Origin of the sequence: Pseudomonas viridiflava (assembly GCF_900602065.1) — a bacterium.
In the GTDB taxonomy this organism is placed as follows: Bacteria; Pseudomonadota; Gammaproteobacteria; order Pseudomonadales; family Pseudomonadaceae; genus Aquipseudomonas.
Genome location: NZ_UWFN01000216.1, coordinates 1 through 422 on the forward strand (window position 1 = coordinate 1; position 422 = coordinate 422).

General features: G+C 62.3%; 1 protein-coding gene. It reads right to left on the reverse strand.

What is annotated here, in order from left to right; genetic code table 11:
* Positions 1 to 422: MFS transporter (locus tag EE949_RS12905; protein ID WP_164666767.1), on the reverse strand; the 422-nt coding region annotated here is incomplete at both ends.

Sequence of the window (422 nt, forward strand, 5' to 3'; positions counted from 1 at the left end):
GCCATGCGCCCGGTTGCGGACTGACCGTCTCGGGCACTCGCTTCAGGTAAAGCGCCTGCGCCAGAAAGGCCGCCAACAGCAGGCAGTAAGCCAGCAACAAGGGATGCGGCGCGAACTGCACCAGCAGTGCTGTACCCAATGCACCGACCGCCATACCCAACATCGGGGAAATGCTGTTGATCAGCGGTCCACGGACCTGATCACTGTCCAGCAACGCTGCGCCCAGCGCACTGGCAGCCAGCCCGGTAGCGAACCCTTGAAGCAGCCGCGCGATCACCAGCCAGGTCACATCCGTGGCGGCGATGAAGCACAGCATGGAGGCTGCCTGGATCAGCAAGGCACCGAGAATGACCGGACGACGTCCCAGATAATCGGAGAGTGATCCGCCCATTAACAGTGCCGCGAGCAGGCTGAATGCATAG